Annotated in this window: 19 protein-coding genes, 1 tRNA gene and 2 pseudogenes; 16 read left to right on the top strand and 6 right to left on the bottom strand. The window is 65.8% G+C overall.

Translation table 11 applies throughout. The features are described 5' to 3' along the window. Nucleotides 1-75 precede the first annotated feature (75 nt). On the bottom strand, nucleotides 76-1,782 hold the full coding sequence (locus ACWD4O_RS02920) for a caspase, EACC1-associated type (RefSeq protein ID WP_451276824.1): 1,707 nt from the start codon (nucleotides 1,780-1,782) through the stop codon (nucleotides 76-78). Between the two features lie 2 nt (nucleotides 1,783-1,784). After that, entirely contained in the window at nucleotides 1,785-2,165 is a 381-nt protein-coding gene (locus tag ACWD4O_RS02915) for a hypothetical protein (protein WP_451276823.1), read from the bottom strand. Nucleotides 2,166-2,770: 605 nt separating this feature from the next. On the opposite strand from ACWD4O_RS02915, the gene ACWD4O_RS02910 reads away from it, so the two are divergent. The 5 genes from ACWD4O_RS02910 to ACWD4O_RS02890 all read left to right on the top strand — a co-directional run bounded on the left by ACWD4O_RS02910 (nucleotide 2,771) and on the right by ACWD4O_RS02890 (nucleotide 6,970). Beyond that, the gene (locus ACWD4O_RS02910; protein ID WP_451276821.1) at nucleotides 2,771-3,298 is read left to right on the top strand and encodes an SMI1/KNR4 family protein; all 528 of its coding nucleotides are present in this window, start codon (nucleotides 2,771-2,773) and stop codon (nucleotides 3,296-3,298) included. 474 nt (nucleotides 3,299-3,772) lie between these two features. Further along, complete coding sequence (locus ACWD4O_RS02905) at nucleotides 3,773-4,624, top strand: helix-turn-helix domain-containing protein (RefSeq protein ID WP_451276819.1); 852 nt, start codon at nucleotides 3,773-3,775, stop codon at nucleotides 4,622-4,624. Between the two features lie 96 nt (nucleotides 4,625-4,720). Continuing rightward, entirely contained in the window at nucleotides 4,721-5,125 is a 405-nt protein-coding gene (locus ACWD4O_RS02900; RefSeq protein ID WP_451276817.1) for an ATP-binding protein, read from the top strand. A gap of 178 nt (nucleotides 5,126-5,303) precedes the next feature. Further along, on the top strand, nucleotides 5,304-6,155 hold the full coding sequence (locus ACWD4O_RS02895) for a sigma factor-like helix-turn-helix DNA-binding protein (protein WP_451276815.1): 852 nt from the start codon (nucleotides 5,304-5,306) through the stop codon (nucleotides 6,153-6,155). Further along, the gene (locus ACWD4O_RS02890) at nucleotides 6,152-6,970 is read left to right on the top strand and encodes an integrase (RefSeq protein ID WP_451276813.1); all 819 of its coding nucleotides are present in this window, start codon (nucleotides 6,152-6,154) and stop codon (nucleotides 6,968-6,970) included. The genes ACWD4O_RS02895 and ACWD4O_RS02890 overlap by 4 nt, the downstream gene beginning before the upstream one ends. Nucleotides 6,971-6,998: 28 nt before the next feature. Here the strand turns inward: ACWD4O_RS02890 and ACWD4O_RS02885 are convergent, their stop codons facing one another. Together ACWD4O_RS02885 and ACWD4O_RS02880 are read right to left on the bottom strand one after the other, a co-directional pair. Continuing rightward, on the bottom strand, nucleotides 6,999-7,253 hold the full coding sequence (locus ACWD4O_RS02885; protein WP_451276811.1) for a hypothetical protein: 255 nt from the start codon (nucleotides 7,251-7,253) through the stop codon (nucleotides 6,999-7,001). A 72-nt stretch (nucleotides 7,254-7,325) separates the two neighbouring features. Then, the gene (locus ACWD4O_RS02880; RefSeq protein ID WP_451276809.1) at nucleotides 7,326-7,859 is read right to left on the bottom strand and encodes a hypothetical protein; all 534 of its coding nucleotides are present in this window, start codon (nucleotides 7,857-7,859) and stop codon (nucleotides 7,326-7,328) included. A gap of 502 nt (nucleotides 7,860-8,361) precedes the next feature. Between ACWD4O_RS02880 and ACWD4O_RS02875 the strand changes: the two genes are divergently transcribed. From ACWD4O_RS02875 to ACWD4O_RS02830, 10 genes and pseudogenes are all read left to right on the top strand, one after another. Next, nucleotides 8,362-8,709 (top strand): SCO3933 family regulatory protein, encoded by a 348-nt coding sequence (locus tag ACWD4O_RS02875; RefSeq protein ID WP_451276807.1) that lies wholly within the window; start codon nucleotides 8,362-8,364, stop codon nucleotides 8,707-8,709. Nucleotides 8,710-8,714: 5 nt separating this feature from the next. Then, on the top strand, nucleotides 8,715-10,079 hold the full coding sequence (locus ACWD4O_RS02870) for an FtsK/SpoIIIE domain-containing protein (RefSeq protein WP_451276805.1): 1,365 nt from the start codon (nucleotides 8,715-8,717) through the stop codon (nucleotides 10,077-10,079). 82 nt (nucleotides 10,080-10,161) lie between these two features. Next, nucleotides 10,162-10,380, top strand: a complete 219-nt coding sequence (locus ACWD4O_RS02865) for a hypothetical protein (RefSeq protein WP_451276803.1) — start codon at nucleotides 10,162-10,164, stop codon at nucleotides 10,378-10,380. A 24-nt stretch (nucleotides 10,381-10,404) separates the two neighbouring features. Beyond that, nucleotides 10,405-11,091 carry a DUF2637 domain-containing protein gene (locus tag ACWD4O_RS02860; RefSeq protein WP_451276801.1) on the top strand — a complete coding sequence of 229 codons (687 nt, stop codon included), beginning with the start codon at nucleotides 10,405-10,407 and terminating at the stop codon, nucleotides 11,089-11,091. 16 nt (nucleotides 11,092-11,107) lie between these two features. After that, nucleotides 11,108-11,287: a mobile element transfer protein gene (locus ACWD4O_RS02855; RefSeq protein WP_398421719.1), complete on the top strand. Its 180-nt coding sequence runs from the start codon at nucleotides 11,108-11,110 to the stop codon at nucleotides 11,285-11,287. A 15-nt stretch (nucleotides 11,288-11,302) separates the two neighbouring features. Further along, complete coding sequence (locus tag ACWD4O_RS02850) at nucleotides 11,303-11,458, top strand: hypothetical protein (RefSeq protein ID WP_167467581.1); 156 nt, start codon at nucleotides 11,303-11,305, stop codon at nucleotides 11,456-11,458. Nucleotides 11,459-11,478: 20 nt separating this feature from the next. Further along, entirely contained in the window at nucleotides 11,479-11,793 is a 315-nt protein-coding gene (locus ACWD4O_RS02845; protein WP_451276798.1) for a SpdD protein, read from the top strand. Between the two features lie 101 nt (nucleotides 11,794-11,894). Then, nucleotides 11,895-13,258: pseudogene (locus ACWD4O_RS02840) on the top strand (replication initiator). Continuing rightward, nucleotides 13,234-13,428 carry a helix-turn-helix transcriptional regulator gene (locus tag ACWD4O_RS02835; protein WP_451276796.1) on the top strand — a complete coding sequence of 65 codons (195 nt, stop codon included), beginning with the start codon at nucleotides 13,234-13,236 and terminating at the stop codon, nucleotides 13,426-13,428. Before ACWD4O_RS02840 ends, ACWD4O_RS02835 begins: the two are co-directional and overlap by 25 nt. Nucleotides 13,429-13,486: 58 nt before the next feature. Next, nucleotides 13,487-13,931 (top strand): annotated as a pseudogene (locus ACWD4O_RS02830) (tyrosine-type recombinase/integrase); the annotation flags it as partial. Between the two features lie 231 nt (nucleotides 13,932-14,162). Here ACWD4O_RS02830 and ACWD4O_RS02825 read toward each other — a convergent pair. Beyond that, nucleotides 14,163-14,741: a suppressor of fused domain protein gene (locus ACWD4O_RS02825; protein ID WP_451276794.1), complete on the bottom strand. Its 579-nt coding sequence runs from the start codon at nucleotides 14,739-14,741 to the stop codon at nucleotides 14,163-14,165. Nucleotides 14,742-15,055: 314 nt separating this feature from the next. Continuing rightward, nucleotides 15,056-15,127, bottom strand: a tRNA-Arg gene (locus tag ACWD4O_RS02820). A gap of 200 nt (nucleotides 15,128-15,327) precedes the next feature. Here ACWD4O_RS02820 and ACWD4O_RS02815 point away from each other — a divergent pair. After that, the gene (locus ACWD4O_RS02815; RefSeq protein ID WP_451276792.1) at nucleotides 15,328-15,888 is read left to right on the top strand and encodes a response regulator; all 561 of its coding nucleotides are present in this window, start codon (nucleotides 15,328-15,330) and stop codon (nucleotides 15,886-15,888) included. Nucleotides 15,889-15,942: the final 54 nt, after the last annotated feature.

The raw sequence follows: 15,942 nt of genomic DNA, 5'->3' as shown, positions 1-15,942 counted from the left end.
TAGTTCGCCCCTCGAAGACCTCAGCTTGGCTTGGGCGCTCTGGGAGCAATTATTGGCGATGGGCCCGCCTCCCCGTCAAATGTCGGGAGTTTGAGCTATAAAACTTGAGTCTTTTAGATTCTGGGTAGCCAGCATCATTTCTGCTGCATTCACGCGTCGCGGCACCAACTTCGAAGCCAGGTGTGGGTTCTTATGGGCAATGTCTTCAGCAGACATCATTAGTGCTTTCGCAAGTTTCTCTGGAGTGGCCTCTGGGTAAACCATCCAAGCCAGGGCCAAGATGCCGGTTACTATACAGCAAGGAAGAGAAGTCCCAGAGAGGACTCTGTAACTCCCTTCCGGCCCGGCTGAAAACACGCCAGCACCAGGAGCACTCACGCTGACCCATTCACCGTAATTAGAGTATGACGGAATTCTGTCTTCGTGATCAACTGCTGCCACACTCACCGAATGTCCGATCGACCCAAAGGATATAGGCTCGGATTTTCCGTCATTACCAGCCGGGCACACGACAAGTGCACCGAGCTGTTCCGCTCTGGCAAACACGTCTAGCCATATCTGCGATCCTTCAACGCGTCCAAAAATAGGCAAACATATCAAGCGCAGGCCATGGTCAAGAGCATGCGAAATGGCTGAGAGTAGCTGGAAGTCGCTTGTAGCTCGACCAGCCAGTACCCTGTAGAGATGGAGGGTTGCATACGGTGACACCCCGACGAAAGCGTCTTCATGCTGGCGACCAACCAGTATGCTGGCCACGGCGGTGGTGAATTCCATTTCGATGTTAGTTTCATCCTGGCCCGGCGAGTCGGTCACCTGTGTAAATTCAACTTCACGTATATCGGCATGCTGCAAGGATGGGTGACCTTTATCAATTGCCCCCGCCAGGAGTGCTACATCGCAGCTAGAGTCCTTGGGCGTCAGGGCCCATGCGCTCTGCAAATGTATTGTTTCATAGTAGTAGGAGTTACTCCCCTCCTTGCTGAATCGACTAGATCGGATCATTGCAGGGCGAATATCCGGAACTGCAAAATCTCTGCGACGTGTACTCCGCGCGAGTACCGGAGGGCTCCCTTGGGCGCCATATTTCGAAAGAGTGGGAGTCTGGTAAGTCTTAAGCTCCGTAGTTCGAATTCGGGCAAACTCATAAAGTTCTTCAACATCTATGAACCCGTCACCGTTTAGATCCGCTTCCTCCGACTCTATCCCCTCAACGAGGAACCTAGTAAAGATACTTCTGTCTCCGCTAACCCAAGATCGTTCATATGCTCCCGAACTGGTGAGTACATATTCGCCGATGCCTTCGGATGTTAGCTGTTCAAAATCCGTCGAGTCACCCTTGGCCAGACCGCTCGGCGCCTTCCCGCTGTGGCAGCAGTCCAAGATCAGAATCACCTTGCGCGAGGCGCACTCAACGAGTATCTCCTTCAAAGTCGTCCAGGGGAGCGAAGTGGAGGCTAGGGAATTTACCCTACTGTCTTTTGTTGCCAGATACAGTCGCCCGAATGTGTCAGCCTTTCCGTGGCCGGAATAATAGAGGAGTCCGAGGTCGCTGCGATGCAGTTTCGAAATGAAGCCGTGTACTGTGCGGAGTAGTTTGTTTGATGTCGGACTGTGTACTTCAGTGACGCATTCGAAGACGCCGTGAGGTGGTTCCGATAGAACCTCGTGAAGTAATGTCACGTCGTTTGTCGCGGCAGGCAAATCGGGAAGTTGGGACTTGTTGTAGGTGTATTTGGCTGACCCTATAAGCAAGGCCTGATTTCGACTGCGTACGTTACCCATTTCTATCCCTGGTCGACTCTGGCGCTCTCTATGATTTTCTGCACATCTTTAGCGGAGTATCCTTGGGTATTGGCGGTAAACTTCTTCTTCCCAATGTCAATTTGGATTTTGGCCCGCCGCTCACCCAGCATGTGAACCCACTCGTTTATTGCCCCAACTGCGCGAGTCACGGCCGGAGTTCCTGCCAGCATGACGATCAGAACTCCGATAGTAATTGGGTCTCCCTTTGCGTCGACCCCAGCATCTCGGACAGGGGGTACTTTAACGTCTACTTCGGAGTCAGCCTCCAGCATGTTTTGCAGCTCGCGACACATTAGCTCCCATGCGGGGTCGTCACGATCCATGTCCTCTGGAAGGACAGTCAAAGCCATGGTGGCAGTCATGAAGATCAACCTCTCGCGGCGGCTCCATCGCAAGCTGCACTTGCTCTTCTTCTTTCCAGGATCCGGCTGCAGCCTATGAGTAGCAAGTCAGGGCTTCCTGTTAAAGACGCGCGCAGGAGTCGGGTGGAGCACGGGTGCGTCATCCTGATTGGAACGCTGAGCTTCTGCTGCTCAACGGGCTAACGAAGGAGAGGGAACGGGCCCTTGCCGGCCTACCGCCTTGTACCCGACGTCCTGCCGTTCCCCGGAGGGAGGGCCGGGGTGTTGTGGCGGAGTTCCAGATCAATTCACCCTGCTTAGAGGGAGGTTCGAACTGCGGGCTGCGGCGCCGGAGGGGCCGTGCGCCAGAGCGGGACGCAGGCAGGAGCGGCGGCGCGCGGGCCATTCGAGCGCCGCGCGCCGCGCTTGCGCGGCGCCTTGAACCAGTAGAGAAACTTTGAATCATGGGCACGGCTGCTGGTTTGTCCGGTCCCGGGAGATGCTTGACACTTCGGTCCCAGCTGATGGTTGGCGCAGGGTGGCGTGGCGAGCAAGGTACGTGGCTGACCAGGGTGATCCATGCACAGCAGTCATCCAGAGACATCGGTGGTCGCTACCCTGTCCGCGTGATCGATACCGATGATCGGCAGTTCCCCGCTGCCCTCGCCGCCGCGTTGGCGATTCCGTTCGACTACAACGATGGCGATGGGGTCGACTTCGAACCCTTCCAAGCCTTCCTGTCTGCGCAGGAGACCACCGACTGGTTCCGGGCCTGGACTGGCAATGCAGAGCTGAGCGGTGACGGCTTCCGCGTGTTCGGCCAGGATGGATCGGGCGGATACGCGGCGTTCTGGCTGATCCGCCTGAGCTGCCCGCTCGTCGATCAACCTGTGGTCTTCCTCGGTTCCGAGGGGGAGACCGGCGTCGTGGCGCGTGATCTGGGTGCCTTCTTGTGGCTGCTGGCTGGTGGCTTCGGCCCTTGGGAAGCAGCCGCCTCGGACGAACCCGACTGGACGCCGTCCCACAACCACGAACTGGCGGCCGTCGCGGAACGATTCGCGGCCGATCGGCAGCAGTCGGCAGCTGCTGTCATTGAGCAGGCGACCCGCGAGTTCCCGGACTTCGATGGCACCGTCATGGAGCTCTGCCGCTGACTCAGCTCGCACCTCTATGAGTGATCAAGACGACCATCGTTACAGGGCTGGGCCTGGAGGGAAGATGGCCGGGTGCTCCCATCTCGACTCCTGTGGCGTGATCCCAGGCCGATCCCGAGGCTCAACCGACAGGACCCGGTGACGCAAATTGTGTGTGATCCGGACTTCTGTGAGCCAGCGAACGACGACAACTGCTCGGCGTTCTCGTACTTCTGCCAGACCCATGGCCGCTTCTACTGGTACGACGGCTGCGGTGAAGGGGCGCATCTCATCGCCCTTCATTGCGAACGGCACGGACCCGAGAACATGTGGCCTCAGCCCCTCATGATGGCGTTCCCCGACGGGTTCTCTCCTCCGCTCAGTGACGTGCAACTGGCCTGGGTGCGATCGGAAGAGGACTCTTCCTGAGACCCGTGAGGCGGAGAGGCTACGGCACATCGGGAGACCGCTGCGCCGTGGTGTAGAACCCTGGGTATGGGGAGTGAGCGACAGCAGCGGTTGAAGGCGCTTGGGGCGCGTCTTCGGGGACTTCGTGCAGAGGCCGGCCTGACGGGTGCCGTGTTGGCGCAGCGCGCCGGCGTGGGGCAACCGACCGTGTCCAAGGTTGAGAACGGGCGCATGGTCCCCAGTCTCGATGTTCTGCGCCGCTTGTCGTTGGCTCTCGACCTCGACGAGTTGACCTCTCGTGAGGTGCGTGACCTCCTGGTCGCTGTCGAAGCTGCGCCGGAGACTGTCGAGGCGTCTGGCGAGGAGGCTCCGGCCGGGGCGACCCTCGATGACGCGGTGCGGTCCGCACGGCTGGTGCGTCCGTTCCAATGTGTCGTCCTGCCCGCCATGCTTCAGAGCGCGGAGTACGCCCGTCACGTTTTCGAGAGTGCGCCGAACTCGACCCCTGAGGCGATCGGCCGGGCTGTCGCTGCTCGTGTGGAGCGGCAGAGCCTCCTGTACGAGCCTGGGCGGGAGGCGGTGTTCGTGCTGACGGAGGCCGTGTTGCGGACCTGGCCCGGCAACCCCTCGCTGATGCTCGCCCAGTTCGACCGGCTCTTGGCCGTCGAGAGTCTGACCACTGTGCGCCTCGGGATCATCCCCTGGCGTCGAGCGGTGCCGGTCATGCCTCGCCACGGGTTCACCTTGTGCGACCGGAGTGCGGTCGTCGTCGAGACCTTCCGAGGTGAGCGGGTCCTGGACGACTCCGCTGAGGTTGCCGCGTACGAGGAGACCTTCGCCCGGTTCGAAGAGGCTGCGATCTTCGGGATCGAGGCGCGGGAGATGCTGCTCCGGGTGATGCAGGAGTTCCGGGAGTTGGAGGACTTCACCACCCGCTAGAGGAATAATTCCTCTAGATGCCTGGCTCATCGGTCGTGCGTAGGAATACTCTGCTCGCAATGCCGTCTAGCCCCCTAGACGAAGAGGAGAGTTCCCATGCCCAAAAAGTGGTGCCGCATCTTTCCCGGCCTGGCCTGGCAGGTTGCGGAGGCCCGGCACTTCGTCGCCGCCCTGCTTGGGGACGAGGGGTCAGCCGTTGTGGACGACGCCGTCTTGGTCGTCGGAGAGATGGCGGCCAATGCCGTCCGGCACACACGAAGCGGCTGGTACCGCGGATGGTTCCTCGTGGTCGTCTGCTTCGACGACGACCTGGTGCGCATCGAAGTGACCGACCAGGGCGGCGACGAGGAGCCCCTGCTCCGCAGCGTGAACAGCCAGGTGGAGGAGGGCGGTCGCGGGCTGATGCTGATCGCGGCCTGCGCCAAGGACTGGGGCGTGAAGGACCGGCCCGCCGGTGGGCGTTGCGTCTGGGCAGAGCTGCCGCGGAACGGAGCGGCATGACCTCCTCTCCGGTGGTGATCCGTGGCCGTGGCTGCCTCGCGGGCAGTGGAGGGTGAGTCCTCGTGGGGTGCCTCGGCGGCGGGCCGGCTTCTATGTGATCGGAGTTCATTCGGGCAGGCGGCTCCCGCCCATTCCGTCTAGGGCCCTAGACTCCTGGGTACTTCTAGGAGGTGTGGTCATGTCGGACGAGTTGCAGCGGATCATGGCGATCGATGATCCGTACCTGCTCCTGCGTGAGGTCACGACGCGGTTGGCCGACGCGCAGCAGGAGGTGACCGAACTCGCCCGGCTCCGTCGCCGTGTGGTCCAGGACCTCCACGCGCAAGGGCTGTCGTATGCGCAGATCGCAGAGAAGGCCGGCCTGAGCCGCGGGCGGATCCACCAGATCCGGCACACCGGTCCGGCGCCCGAGGGGGCCTTCCTCGGTGCGGGGGCCGTCACGATCGTGACTCCGCTGCGATGGGACGGCGAGAAGAAGCGTCCGGTCGTCGCCATGGCTGACGTCAACTCCGGGAAGCGGCTGGAAGAGCTGGCCAAGTCGTACGGGCTCGACGTCAGCTCCGGCCATGTCCAGGTGAGCGGTGAGGTCGACCTCAACCGGGACGGCCTGGTCGTCGTCTGCGGGCCCGGCATGTCCCAGGCCATGAGCGACCTGTACGCTCAGGACCCGGTACTCGGCTGGGAGCACCCGGACGGTGAGCCATGGGCCCTGGTGGACCGGCGTACCGGCACGTCGTACCGTGCGGGAGCGGACACGGAACCGTACCGCCCGCACGACGTCGGATACCTTGGCCGGCTGCCCCGCCTGGACGGCAACGGCTCGGTGCTCGCCGTCGCGGGAATCCACACCGCGGGCTCCCTCGGCGTCGTGCAGCTGCTCGCCTCTGACCTCAGCGCGCTCTGGGGACAGGTGGGCGAGCGCAACTTCTCCGCACTGGTGGGCGTCGAGTACGACCCCGAGACCGATGAACCGCAGTCCGTCGAACTCCTCACTCCCCTCTACCTACACGACGAGGAGACGACGGCGTGAACGTCGCCCTCGCCTCCTTGCCTGCCGAACCCGGCCAGCAGAACGAGGATTTCGCCGCCGCAGCACCTGGAGCGGCCGTTCTGTTGGACGGGGCCGGCGTGGCCGGCGCTGATACCGGCTGTACGCACGGCATCGCGTGGTTCTCCTCCACGCTGGGCGGGCTGCTGCTGGCCACCATGACCGCGCACCCTGCTCGATCGCTCGCCGATTGCCTGGCCGACTCGATCCGGGCTGTTCGGTCCTTGCACGAGGACAGTTGCGACCTGTCCTATCGGGCCAGTCCGACCAGTACAGTCGTCGCTGTCCGGGCCGGCGCGGGAGCTCTGGAATACCTCGTACTCGGGGACTCGACGCTCCTCCTCGCCGACCAGGACGGGAAGACGACGGCCATCACCGACCAGCGCCTGGACGAGGTCGGCAAGCGACTTCGCGGGCCGGTCGACGAACTGGCCACCGGCTCACCCGAGCATGCCGCCGCGCTGGCCGAGTATCGAGACTCCCTGACAGGGCTACGTAACCGCCCGGGTGGCTTCTGGATCGCCGGCCCGGATCCGCAGGTGGCTGAACACGCCCTCGCAGGGGTGGTGCCGCTCGACACGCTGGCGTCCGTGACGCTACTGAGTGACGGCGCGACTCGCCTCGTCGACTCCTTCGAACTTGCCAGCTGGGAAACGACGCTGACCGTTCTCAACTCGTCCGGGCCGGATGAGCTGATCCGCCATGTGCGGGAAGCAGAGAGCGGAGACCTTGACGGTCGGCGCTGGCCGCGGGGCAAGGCGCGGGATGACGCTACGGTCCTTCATTGGTCGCTGTGAGAGCGCTCAAGCTGTTCTGAGCGCAGGACTACGGCAGGTCATCGCAGAGGGCGTGAACCAGCTCTTCAAAGCCGGTGACTTCCACTTCGGCCGCTCCTAGGACTCGTCGGTCGATCTCGACCATGCGCTCTTGGGCCTCGATTGCCGCAGCGTCCGGATGCGATTCCGCCTTCAAGTGGGCGAGCTTCGCTTCGTCTTCTGTCAGGTCTCTCTGAAGGCGATTCTTTCGCTGCTCTGCTTGCTTGAGTTTGGTTTTTGCTGCCTGGCACTGTTCGTGAGGCATGTTGCTCCCTGTAGCTACTTGTAGGGCAGTCGTCAAGGGCGGTTCCGCGTTCCTGGCGGGGCATGGATCCGGTCACTCTTGAAGGTGCCTTCGCGCGTCAGGAGCCGCATCAGCCGTCGTCGCGACGGAGCGGTGCCATGAATCCGTGCCGTCTGCACTACGGCAATCCAGATGCAAGAAGATCTTGGCGATTGACCTGCCTACGAGTGTGAAAGGCACGTTCACAGTGCCTCCGGCCGCCAGGGGCCCGATCGCGAAGCAATCTTCGTAGGACACGTCAAACGTCCCGCTCTCGATCAACATTTTCCCATGCACCCCATCGCCAGTCACGTTGACTGTGATGCCGCTCAGCGCGGGCCCGGAGGTCTGCCGCAGCGTCACGTCGCCATCCCGGGTACTGATGCGCACGCCCTCCACGGCGAACTGCGGACCGCGGTCTTCCCTGCGGTGCTTTTCCTCGCCTTCGACTTGGCGCCGCATCAGAGCGACCTGTTCCTCGGCTGAATGAGCAGCGGCTTTGGCGATGTGCGACTCCCGGTACGCGACTCCTGCAGCCCCAAGACTCACGACAGCCGAGGCGATGGCCGCGATCGTTTCGCTGTCCATTGTGTTTTCCCCTTCGGGCGGAGTGTGCACGTGGACGCACCGCATGCCGACGTGACAGTCCTGTGGGCACTGAGTTCTGTGAGTCAAGGCCCACCATCAGTCATGACAATTAGCCGTGCGACGCTGCTTCAGCCTTACGGGTCGGCAGTCGACGTGCATGTCAGCTTGGCCCAGGTGGGCGTCTCGCCGGGTCGGCCTGGGTGGAGGTCGGCGACGGGCGGCTGAAAGCCATCACTCAAGCGGTACAAGCGTCGGCGTGCCCGTCGGCGGCTCGGTGATCGACCGCCATCGAGGCCGCTGCGTCAGCCCGTCGAGATGTCGCGGCATGGCCCGCACGGAGACTCGCACGTATACCCCCCTAGACAGTTGACGGTCCGTCGGTCTACCGTAGTCGTCAACCCCCCTAGACGGTTCGGGTGGGTCACCCTCCGGATGTCTAGGGGGGTATCCAGACCTAAGCGGTGCGGACTGGCCGCTCCGCCAACCAAGTGAGGTTCACGAAATGCGTGTCATCCCCGTAGACGTCTCGGCCGCGACGCTCCTCGTCACCAAGCTGCCCGAGGTCAAGGTGAAGGACCGTCAGACCGGTGAGTTCGCCATCGACCCGGTCACCAACGACCGGCTCATGGTGCTGGAGCTGGTGTTCATCGCGGCCGGCGGTTCGGACATGATCAAGGTCACCGTTCCCGAGAAGGGCATCGGTGAAGGCCTGGTGATGGGAGCTCCGGTCATCATGCCCGGCCTCATCGCCCGGCCGTGGGAGAGCGAGTTCGGCGGACGGATGCGTCACGGCATCGCCTACCGGGCCGACGCCGTCATGGTCAACGCTCCGGCTCCGGTGCAGGGCTGAACAACATGAGCGACATCGTCTGGACGCTGACACTGTGCCTGCTGGCACTCGCCGCCCTGCTGGTCCTGCGCCGCCGCGCACCGGTCGCGTTCTGGTGGCTGGTCGGCTACCCGTTCGTCGCGCTGCGCGTGCTCACCACCTACCGGGCCACGATGGACGCGTGCGGCCTGACGGTCCCGGCCTCGGCCGTCCGTCGGGCCACGGCCCGGATGATCGGACGGGAAGCCGCACCCGTCCCGCCTCGGCGGTCGCTGCCGTGGCCGACCGGGTCCGGGCTAGTGATGCGGCTGCGCATGGCGACCGGCCAGGCTCCCGAGGACTTCATGGCCTCGGCCGACCGGCTGCGCCACGCCTGGGCCGCGCACGCCGTACACATCCACCCCACCAAGCCGGGCTGGCTCGAACTACGCCTGATCGGCTGGGACGTCCTCTCCGACGTGCAGCCCGCACGGCGCTGGAAGCAGCACGGGCCGCTCACTCTTCCGCTGGCGCTTCGGGATGACGGACGGTGGCACGTACGGGACTTCCGCGCCGTGCCGCATGAACTCATCCTCGGAGCGACGCAGTCCGGCAAGTCCGTGTACCTGCGGAACCTGGTGTGCGGCCTGGCCCGGCAACGGGTCGTCCTCGTCGGGGTCGACTGCAAATGGGGCGTCGAGCTCGCGCCGTTCGCACGCCGGTTGTCCGCGCTCGCCGACACCCCGGACCGGGCGAACGAGCTCCTTGACGTCCTGCTGGAAGAGATGGAGGCACGGTTCCGCCTGATCGGCCTCTCGTCCGCTGCGGGCCCGGACGCCGTGCTCACCTCGGACGTGTGGGGGCTGCCGGACGCGGTCCGGCCGGTGCCGGTCGTGGTCGTCGTCGACGAGGTCGCCGAACTCTTCCTCGCCGCGAGCCGGGACGACGAGAAGCGACGCGACGCCATGGTCACCAAGCTGATCCGCATCGCCCAGCTCGGCCGTGCGGCCGGCATCTACCTCGAAGTGTGCGGGCAGCGCTTCGGCTCCGAACTCGGCAAGGGCGCGACCATGCTCCGCGCCCAGCTCACCGGCCGCATCTGCCACCGGGTCAATGACGAGTCCTCGGCGAACATGGCGCTCGCCGACATCTCCCCTGAAGCGGCCCTCGCCGCCACCTCCATCCCGGCCGAACGGCCCGGCGTCGCCATCGTCGGCGACTCCTCCGGCGGCTGGTCCCGCGCCCGCTCTCCGCACCTGTCCCTCGATGAGGCGGCGGCCATCTGCCGCGACACGGCCGCCCTGGTGCCGGAACTGCCCCGCCTCGATTCCTTCCGGCCCGCCGTCGCCGTCGAGTCCTCCAAGACGCTCATCCCGGCCGCCGTGCCCACCGCCCGCCCGGTGACCGAGTAACCGCACCACCCTCCCCACGGTCGGCGTGACCGCCTCGCGCCAACTCCCTACCCCTCCCATGCCGCGAACCGGAAGGAAGCCCATGTCACGCCCCTCCATCGCCGAGGTCAGCGCACTCATCGCCGACCTGGCCGCGCTGCGCCAGAACCCGAACCGCACCTCCGCCGAGTACGCGGCGCTCATGAACCGCAAGGCAGACCTGTTGGAGCGCATCGCGGCCCGCACGCCTGGCGACGCCGACGCCGCCGAGGTGGCCCGGCTGGCCCGTGAGCGTGCCGACTCACTCAACTTCGCCAACTGACCGCACGGAAGGGATCGCGAGCCGATGCGTGCCCAGCTCGCCTGCGTAGATGCGGTGATCGTCCAAGCCGTCATCGCGGGTGCCCTGTCCTTCTCGCACCTTCACGACCTCGCCGACGCGGCCGGACAGGGCGGCTGGAAGGCGTGGGCCTACCCCGTCTCCGTCGACCTGCTGCTCGTCGCCGCCTGGCGCCGGATGCGCGAACAGCAACGCGCCGGACAACCGGCCGGGGGACCGCGGCTGTGGTTCCTCGTCGCTCTGGCCGCATCCCTCGGCGCGAACGTCGCGACCGCCGGACTCCTCGACCTGGACGACGTCCCCGCGTCGCTCCGCGTCGTGGTGGCCGGCTGGCCCGCCGTCGCCTTCTTCGGCGGAACACTGCTCGCCCACACGCCCCGAACCCCGGCGCCCGCGGTGACATCGGCCCCGGAGACGCCCCCGGCCGCTGCCGTCGAATCCCCCCGTGACGTCCTCCCGGTGTCCTCCGCCACCCCGGAGCTGGCTTCGCAGCCTGCTGCCGAACCGATCGCCGTTCCCGCCCCTGCGCCCTCTGCGCCTGCCGTCTCCCTGCCGCCCGCACTGGTCGACCGCGTCCGAGCCCTGGCCGAGGAACACCGGACCGCTACCGGCCGCCCGGCCGACCCCGACCACGTCCGCGTGCGGCTGGGCCTGCCGCCGTCCATGACCGCGTCCGTCGCCGCCCACCTCTGAGAAGGGGCCGCCCACCGTGAACCCGCGCTTCCGCAACGTCCGCCGCATCGGCCCCGTACAGGTCGCCTCCTACATCGCCCGCGGCCGCAACCGCCACCTCGCCACCTGCACCGCACCCCGCTGCGACTTCTCCGCCGAGTACGACAGCCGCGCCGCCGCCGAACTCGCCGCCCGCACCCACCGCTGCAAGGCCTGACAGGAGACCGCTGCCATGACCGTCCCGCTCTGGTTCGCCGTGCTCGTCGTCGCCGTCCTCGGCATCCAGCTCGCCCGCCCGCCGTGGTGGCTGGTCGCCCTGCTCCTCCTCGGCGGCTACCTCGTCGCCAACAGCGTCCTCGCCCCCGCCGTCGCAACCCTCCTCGACTGACCCACAGAAGGGACCGCCCCGTGTTCACCCCCAAGTACCCCCGCCCGGACACCGCACCAATCCCCACAAGCACGCCCCCGACGACCTACAGCCCGTCGGTCTACAACCCCACCGCCTATGCACCGGCCCCGGTTCCGGCCGCCCCGACCTCCAACCGGCCGGCGGTCCAACTCACCCCGGGCAGCGTGCTCACCCTCGCCGCCGGTGGGGGAGCGCTGGTCCTGGTCGTCGGCGCGGTCCTGGTCTCCATGCTCCTTGCCGTCGCCATCACGGCCGCTTCCGTGGCCGTCTGCGCGGTCGTCGTCCGCTCGATCCTCAAGAGCGACCGTCGCTGACCTCATCTGCGCAGCATCCCGGCCTGCCCACGCTGTCTAGCCCCCTACGCAGGCCGGGGTGCCCGTCCCGAACTTCCACCCCTCCGAGGAGGAACCCGCACATGCGCCCCGAGGCTCCCGCAGGAGCCATCCGCCAACTGGCCGCCCTCGCCCAGTACGGCGACCTCAGCACCTACGCACACCAGATCCAGCGTCTCGGCGGCTGCGAGCGGCCCGTACGGATGGAGGGTCACCGCGTGGACGTCCACGCCGCAACGGGGGAGATCGTTCGTGAGGTCGTCGACCGCGACCTTCCGGCCGGGCAGGTCCTCATCCGCTGCAACAACCGTCGGGCCACCCGGTGCGCGGCCTGCGCGGAGGTCTACCGCAAGGACACCTTCCACCTCGTCACGGCCGGCCTGAGCGGCGGCAAGGGCATCGGCCCGACCGTCGCCGGACACCCCCGCGTCTTCGCCACCTTCACCGCTCCCTCCTTCGGGCCCGTCCACAACCGGCCCGGCGGTGGTTGCTGCCGCTGCGGACGCATCCACCCGGAAGACGCCCCCCTCGGCACGCCCTTGGACCCGGAGCGCTACGACTATCGTGCGGCCGTCCTCTGGAATGCGCACGCAGGTGCCCTTTGGGCCCGGTTCGCCACCTACCTGCGCCAACACTCGCCTCCCGCGCGGGCATCGGCCGATCGGCGCTGCGCGACTGCCTCAAGGTGTCGTACGCCAAGGTCGCCGAATACCAGCGACGTGGGGCCGTCCACTTTCACGCCGTGATCCGGCTCGACGGTCCGGACGGTGCCGAGGACACCCCGCCGGTCTGGGCCACGACAGAACTCCTCAGCGACTCGATCCGCTCTGCAGCCCGGCTCGCCGAGGCACCCGGCCCGACCCTCGACGGCCGCGCCCACACCTTCCGCTTCGGCGAACAGCTCGACATCCGCTCCATCGCCTCGGCCGACTTCACCGGGCCCACCAACCTGACCAGCCGGGCCGTCGCCGCCTACATCGCCAAGTACGCCACCAAAGGCGCGGAGAGCGCGACGGGCACTCTTGACAGCCCGATCCGCAACCCCGTCATCGACCTCATCGGCACCGACGTCACCGACCACGCCCGCCAGATGATCCTCACGTGCTGGCACCTGGGCGCACGCCCCGAACTCGAAGCCCTGCGCCTGCGCAAGTGGGCCCACATGCTCGGGTTCCGTGGCCACTTCTCCACCAAGTCCCGCGCCTACTCGGTCACCCTCGGAGCCCTCCGCCAGGAACGGGCCGACCACAACGAAACGCTCACCCGCGAACGCGCGGCCCAGGCCGGCCACCCCCTCCCGGACCCGGACACCGTCCTCGTCCTCTCTCACTGGCGCTTCTCCGGTGCCGGGCTGACCGCCGCCGAATCCTGGCTTGCCACTTCACGGCGGCCCGCCTCCGACACGACGGAAGGAGACACGTCGTGGACCGCCGACGAGACGAACTGATAACCGTCCCGCAGATCCTCGCCGAGCTGGGCGGAGTCTTCCGCCGCACTTTCTATGGCTGGCGCGAACTGGGGCAGGCTCCGGAAGCGATCAAGCTTCCGAACGGTGAACTCCGTTTCTGGCACAGTGACTTCACCTCGTGGCTCCACGGACTCGGGGAGGCGGCGTGAAGTCGCATGACGTGAAGGTGTGGAGTATCCGCAAGCGGCCGTACAAGACGCCGTCGTACGCTGGACCGGAACGGGGGAGGTGCACGACAACCGCGGCCTCAAAAATCGACCGGCAAACGAAACCCGCATAGTTCCGATTCCGCCGCGCCTTGTGCGCATGCTCCTCGCGCATATAGAGGAGTTCGGCACGGCCAAGGACGGTCGGCTGTTCGCCAACGAACGCGGGGGAGTGGTCGCCTCGACGACGTACTGGCGTGTCTGGGACGAGGCGCGGCACCTGGCGCTCATGCCGGAACAGGTGGCTTCACCGCTGGCCTCTCGACCTACGACCTGCGGCGCTCTCCTCGTGGCTCAACGCCGGTGTGGACCCCACCGAGGTTGCGGAGCGCGCGGGCAACAGCGTCGAAGTGCTCCTCAGCCGCTACGCGAAGTGTCTCGACGGTCGGCAGGACGTCGCCAACCGTCGGATTGCCGAGTTGCTGGACGATGCCTGCGAAGAATGAAGCAGCGGAGTGCCTGAGCTCAACCTACTCACGTGAGTAGGTTGGGTTTCTCTGCGTTCCGAGTGAAGGCGCGCAGACCAATGCCTGTGGCGGCTCTCAGCAGGTGGCAGGGCGTCCCACTGCTCAGGGCTGTCCTGTAAATGATCCCTGGTGCGCTGAGTGAGCTGCTGAGGCAGACACCCGCGGGGAGCAGGTTGACATCCCGAGCGATCGCCGCCGGAAATGCGGAGTTCAGGCGACCGATGCTCGGAAGGGATCCGTGGGGATGATCTGTGCCTCGTCGAAGAGCTGTTCCAACGCCTCGTGTCCGTGTTGCCGACGGAATTCGATTTCGGCGGTGGTCACCGGCAGGGTCCACAGGATGCGGACGTGTCCTCCAGGCAGCGGGCAGTGTTCAAGGTCGGGGCCGTGGAGGTAGGGCAGGCTGAACAGCAGGTGGTCGCAGGTCGACCCCGGCACCCACGGTTCACCGATCGGCATGCTGTGCTCCAGGTCGAGTGGGTGCCCTCCGCAGTGGTCGTAGGCAATCATCGCCATGAGCTCGATGAACCGCTGGTCGCGGACGTGTGCGGTCATGACGAACTCAAGGCCGTTGCCGTGCTTCTCCGTCGGGGCCCAGCAACCGGCGGTCACATAGGCCCAGCTGTCGCTGCGAGGGCCGGGCTCCACGACGAGAACTCGCAGAGCGGGTAGTGCCGCTCGCCGTTCAGGGCCGAGGTCGTAGTCGACGGCCTCGACGGCGTGCCCTACGAAGAACGCCCGGACGTGTGACTCAACGGCCTCCACGGCCGGCAGCCTTGCATCACTCACCGCTCGATCATCCCAAACTGCGATCGACTACCCCTGACCACTTACACAACACCAGTAGGGAGACGAGTCCGGCGACGGGCCCTGATCCACACGCCCCTCACGCACACCTACGGCATGATGGCCCCTGGACTACGGTCCGGGGGTCGCGTCGTTTCCTGGGGTTGACCTGCTGATTCCTGGTCGTCGGCCAGTCCACGCATAGTCCACAGCCCCCGACATACGGCCGCTCCGAGCGGCACATGCCTGCACGTACGCCAAGACCCCGTCCTCAGCGAAAGTGCTGGTGGCGGGGTCTTTGGGCACCCAATACAAGGTGCCCCCGGCAGGATTCGAACCTGCGCACACGGCTCCGGAGGCCGTTGCTCTATCCCCTGAGCTACGGGGGCGTATCGGCCGGGAGGGTGTTGCTCGCGGCGACGGGTAGAACACTACCAGCTCGTTCAGGGTGTTCATGAACGGGTTTCTGTGGGGTGGATGAGGGTGTGTGGGTCGCCCGCACGGGGTGGAAGTGGGGAAAACCCGGACGCGGTGGCCGGTCCCGACCTACTCTCGAGTTGTGTCAGGCGCGTCGGGCCGGGTTCTTGTTGTGGACGACAACAAGGTCATCCGGCAGCTGATCAGGGTCAATCTCGAGCTGGAGGGCCTCGAGGTCGTGACCGCGTCCGATGGTGCCGAGTGTCTGGATGTCGTTCATCAGGTGCGGCCCGATCTTGTGACCCTCGATGTCGTCATGCCCCGGCTCGACGGGCTGCGGACCGCCGCTCGCTTGCGTGCTGATCCGCGGACGCGTGATCTTCCCCTTGTCATCATCAGCGCCTGTACGCAGTACGAGGTCGAGGCCGGCCTCGACGTCGGCGTCGACGCTTTCCTCGCCAAGCCCTTCGAGCCTGACGAACTCGTCTCTGTCGTCAGGACGTTGCTCGAGAGAGCGAGAGGGAGTGAAGGGGAGAGGGGTGAAGGCGGGGAGGGGAGTGGTGGTGGGGGTGCGGCCGAGTTGGATCTTGGGTTGGATGTCGGGCTCGGACTCGGGCCCGGACGTGGGTTGGGGCTTGGGGACAACGGTCTTGGGGCGGGTGAGGGTGTGAGTGAAGGCGTGGGAGCGGGGAAAGGCAACGGGGCGAGTGGCGGGCCCTCGGTCGCCGAGTAGCGTCTGCCGTCTGCCGTCTGCCGTCTGCCGTCTGCCGTCTGCCGTGTCGCTCAG

Source organism: Streptomyces sp. NPDC002623 (assembly GCF_053592635.1).
The sequence above is the reverse complement of the archived record's forward strand: the minus strand, read 5'-3'. Positions and strand labels throughout refer to the sequence as shown.

What these genes read in the sequence shown, in the direction of transcription:
- ACWD4O_RS02870 (WP_451276805.1), top strand. Translation starts at nt 8,715, where the DNA reads ATGAGCGACATCGTCTGGACGCTGACACTGTGCCTGCTGGCACTCGCC.
- ACWD4O_RS02860 (WP_451276801.1), top strand. Translation starts at nt 10,405, where the DNA reads ATGCGTGCCCAGCTCGCCTGCGTAGATGCGGTGATCGTCCAAGCCGTC.
- ACWD4O_RS02895 (WP_451276815.1), top strand. Translation starts at nt 5,304, where the DNA reads ATGTCGGACGAGTTGCAGCGGATCATGGCGATCGATGATCCGTACCTG.
- ACWD4O_RS02885 (WP_451276811.1), bottom strand. Translation starts at nt 7,253, where the DNA reads ATGCCTCACGAACAGTGCCAGGCAGCAAAAACCAAACTCAAGCAAGCA.
- ACWD4O_RS02905 (WP_451276819.1), top strand. Translation starts at nt 3,773, where the DNA reads ATGGGGAGTGAGCGACAGCAGCGGTTGAAGGCGCTTGGGGCGCGTCTT.
- ACWD4O_RS02915 (WP_451276823.1), bottom strand. Translation starts at nt 2,165, where the DNA reads ATGACTGCCACCATGGCTTTGACTGTCCTTCCAGAGGACATGGATCGT.
- ACWD4O_RS02850 (WP_167467581.1), top strand. Translation starts at nt 11,303, where the DNA reads ATGACCGTCCCGCTCTGGTTCGCCGTGCTCGTCGTCGCCGTCCTCGGC.
- ACWD4O_RS02865 (WP_451276803.1), top strand. Translation starts at nt 10,162, where the DNA reads ATGTCACGCCCCTCCATCGCCGAGGTCAGCGCACTCATCGCCGACCTG.
- ACWD4O_RS02875 (WP_451276807.1), top strand. Translation starts at nt 8,362, where the DNA reads ATGCGTGTCATCCCCGTAGACGTCTCGGCCGCGACGCTCCTCGTCACC.
- ACWD4O_RS02880 (WP_451276809.1), bottom strand. Translation starts at nt 7,859, where the DNA reads ATGGACAGCGAAACGATCGCGGCCATCGCCTCGGCTGTCGTGAGTCTT.
- ACWD4O_RS02920 (WP_451276824.1), bottom strand. Translation starts at nt 1,782, where the DNA reads ATGGGTAACGTACGCAGTCGAAATCAGGCCTTGCTTATAGGGTCAGCC.
- ACWD4O_RS02900 (WP_451276817.1), top strand. Translation starts at nt 4,721, where the DNA reads ATGCCCAAAAAGTGGTGCCGCATCTTTCCCGGCCTGGCCTGGCAGGTT.